Source organism: Streptomyces sp. SM1, from assembly GCF_002910825.1.
GTDB classification, from domain to species: Bacteria; Actinomycetota; Actinomycetes; order Streptomycetales; family Streptomycetaceae; genus Streptomyces; species Streptomyces okerensis.
Window position 1 is genome coordinate 1 of sequence record NZ_NEUB01000284.1, and the last position, 2,484, is coordinate 2,484.

Consider the following 2,484-nt stretch of genomic DNA (forward strand, 5'->3'; position numbering starts at 1 on the left):
CTGCTGCCGCACCGCGTGCGTCCATCGGTCCGCCGTCACTCCTCCAGCCTGCCGCATTCCTGGCGCGGTTCCCGGCAACCATGCATACGGTTGTCGAAGGAGGACGACCGAAGGGACGTACGGCGATGACCGACATGACCGACGGAGGCTCGACGGCACGGGCCTCCGAGCCGGAGAAGAACCTCGCGGAGTCCACCCCGCGCAAGGGCCAGGCGGCCCGGCGCGGGGGCGGCGACCCCGCCACCCGCGGCCGCACCACCATCGCCGACGGGGTCGTGGAGAAGATCGCCGGGCTGGCCGCCCGGGACGTGCTCGGCGTGCACGCCATGGGCAGCGGACTGTCGCGGACCTTCGGGGCGGTACGCGACCGGGTGCCCGGCGGCACGAAGTCGGTGACGCGCGGTGTGAAGGCCGAGGTCGGCGAGGTGCAGACCGCGCTCGACCTGGAGATCGTCGTCGACTACGGCGTGTCCATCGCCGATGTCGCCCGGGACGTACGGGAGAACGTCGTCGCGGCGGTCGAGCGGATGACCGGCCTGGAGGTGGTCGAGGTCAACATCGCGGTGAGTGACGTGAAACTGCCCGAGGAGGAGGACGAGGAACAGCAGGAGTCCCGCCTTCAGTAGGACTGAGTGTGTGAGCGGAGGAGCGCACCATGAACATGGCCGTGGTCGGCATGATTGCCGGCATGGCGCTGGGGTTCGCCGGATACTTCGGCGGATTCGGGGCCTTTCTGCTGGTGGCAGCCCTGGGCGCCGTCGGCTTCGTCGTCGGGCGGTTCCTCGAGGGTGACCTGGAACTCGGCGACTTCTTCCGCTCCCGTGACGAACGGCGGCGGTGACGGCGGTGAGCACGGGGGCCGTCGGACTCGGCGGAAGTCCGGACGCCGTCGTGGCGGGCGAGCGCGGGGCGCTGACGATCGCCGACCGGGTGGTCGCGAAGATCGCCTCGCAGGCGGCCCGTGAGGCCGTCGGCACCCTGCCGCCGGGCGTCGCGCCCCCGCACGCGAGCGTGGTCGTACGCCGCGACGTCGCCCGGGTCCGTGTGCACATCGAACTCGACTACCCCGGCGACATCGGCGGCCGGTGCCGTCAGGTCCGGCGCCAAGTCGTCGACCGGGTGCGCACGTTGACGGGCATGTCGGTGCCCGAGGTCACCGTCCAGGTGGAGCGGCTGCACCCGGCGGCCGGATTCGGCGCGCAGCACGGGAGGACGCGATGAGCGAACCCCACGGCACGGTCGTGGAGCAGAGCCCGCCGCCCGCGAAGGACCAGGCGGCGGGGACCGGCCGGGCCGACGACGGGCACCGGCGCTTCTGGTCGGCCCGCAGGGTCCCCGCCGGTCTGCTCGCGCTGGTGATCCTGGTGATCGCGGGGGCGTTCCTGTACGACATCGCCGCCGTGCGGGCCAACCGGGACGGGATGAGCTGGCGCCGGGAGCTGGCCCGGCAACTGGCCGAACGGCCCCTGGACGACGTCTGGGTGCTGACCGGCGCGGGCGTCGCGGCCGCGCTCGGGCTCTGGCTGTTCGTGCTCGCCGTGACACCGGGCCTGCGCTCCCTCCTCCCGATGCGCCGCACCCGTCCCGACGTACGCGCGGGACTGCACCGCGACGCCGCCGCGATGGTGCTGCGCGACCGGATCATGGAGGTGGCTGGTGTGCAGTCGGCGCGGGTCAGGGTGAAGCGACGCCGCGCCGATGTCCGCGCGGTGTCGCACTTCCGCGAACTGGACGACGTACGGACCGACTTGACCGCGGTGCTCGACGACGCGGCCGAAGGGCTGGGCCTGGCCCGGCCGCCCACCCTGTCGCTGCGTGTGCGGCGGCCCGGACGGAAGGGACGGTAGCGGTGCCCAAAGGTGTCAACCGTGTGCTGCTCGCGATCGCCGGCCTGGTGCTGATCGCCCTCGGCGGTTCCGTGCTGGCGGTCGGCCTGGGGGCGCCGGCCCCCTCCTGGTGGCTGCACGACGGACGCGGCGACGTGCTGCTGGACGGCTCCGAGCGGACCCGGTGGCGGGACGAGAGCTGGTGGTGGCCGGTCGTCATCGCCGCCCTCGCCGTGGTCGTCCTGCTCTGTCTGTGGTGGCTGGTCGCGGTCGTGCGCCGGAGGCGAGTGGCCGAGGTACTGCTCGACACCCGTGACGGGGAGGGCGCGGTGCTGCGCGGCAGGGCGCTGGAACACGCCCTGGCGGAAGAGGCGAACGGCCTGGACGGGGTCGCGCAGGCGCACGTCCTGCTCACCGGCGGCCGCGGCAGTCCCCGGACGCGGATACTGCTCACCCTGGAACCCCACGTCGACCCCGGTGCCGTCCTGCACGCCCTCACCACGGGCCCCCTCACCCACGCCCGCGACTCGACAGGCCTGGCCACCCTCCCGGCGGAGGCCCGCCTCCACGCCGCAAAACACCACCCCCAACGAGTCACCTGACCGACCCGAACCCCACGCCCCCGCGGCCCCACACCTCCGTGCCTCCGCGTTCCCGC

The 2,484-nt window shown here is 73.5% G+C and carries 5 protein-coding genes; all 5 read left to right on the forward strand.

Annotated features, from left to right (window positions below; all coding sequences use genetic code 11):
• Positions 1 to 125: 125 nt before the first annotated feature.
• From B9S61_RS06865 to amaP, 5 genes are read left to right on the forward strand one after another with little or no spacing between them, the layout of a single operon-like run.
• On the forward strand, positions 126 to 626 hold the full coding sequence (locus tag B9S61_RS06865) for an Asp23/Gls24 family envelope stress response protein (RefSeq protein ID WP_103541442.1): 501 nt from the start codon (positions 126 to 128) through the stop codon (positions 624 to 626).
• A 29-nt stretch (positions 627 to 655) separates the two neighbouring features.
• Positions 656 to 841: a hypothetical protein gene (locus B9S61_RS06870; RefSeq protein ID WP_073937463.1), complete on the forward strand. Its 186-nt coding sequence runs from the start codon at positions 656 to 658 to the stop codon at positions 839 to 841.
• The gene (locus tag B9S61_RS06875; protein WP_103541443.1) at positions 838 to 1,221 is read left to right on the forward strand and encodes an Asp23/Gls24 family envelope stress response protein; all 384 of its coding nucleotides are present in this window, start codon (positions 838 to 840) and stop codon (positions 1,219 to 1,221) included. The genes B9S61_RS06870 and B9S61_RS06875 overlap by 4 nt, the downstream gene beginning before the upstream one ends.
• Positions 1,218 to 1,847: a DUF6286 domain-containing protein gene (locus tag B9S61_RS06880; RefSeq protein WP_103541444.1), complete on the forward strand. Its 630-nt coding sequence runs from the start codon at positions 1,218 to 1,220 to the stop codon at positions 1,845 to 1,847. The genes B9S61_RS06875 and B9S61_RS06880 overlap by 4 nt, the downstream gene beginning before the upstream one ends.
• A gap of 23 nt (positions 1,848 to 1,870) precedes the next feature.
• On the forward strand, positions 1,871 to 2,428 hold the full coding sequence (gene amaP / locus B9S61_RS06885; RefSeq protein WP_258039577.1) for an alkaline shock response membrane anchor protein AmaP: 558 nt from the start codon (positions 1,871 to 1,873) through the stop codon (positions 2,426 to 2,428).
• Positions 2,429 to 2,484: the final 56 nt, after the last annotated feature.

Bases quoted from the DNA above. Each gene is read 5' to 3' on its own strand.
- B9S61_RS06865 (WP_103541442.1), top strand. From the start codon at position 126: ATGACCGACATGACCGACGGAGGCTCGACGGCACGGGCCTCCGAGCCG.
- B9S61_RS06870 (WP_073937463.1), top strand. From the start codon at position 656: ATGAACATGGCCGTGGTCGGCATGATTGCCGGCATGGCGCTGGGGTTC.
- B9S61_RS06880 (WP_103541444.1), top strand. From the start codon at position 1,218: ATGAGCGAACCCCACGGCACGGTCGTGGAGCAGAGCCCGCCGCCCGCG.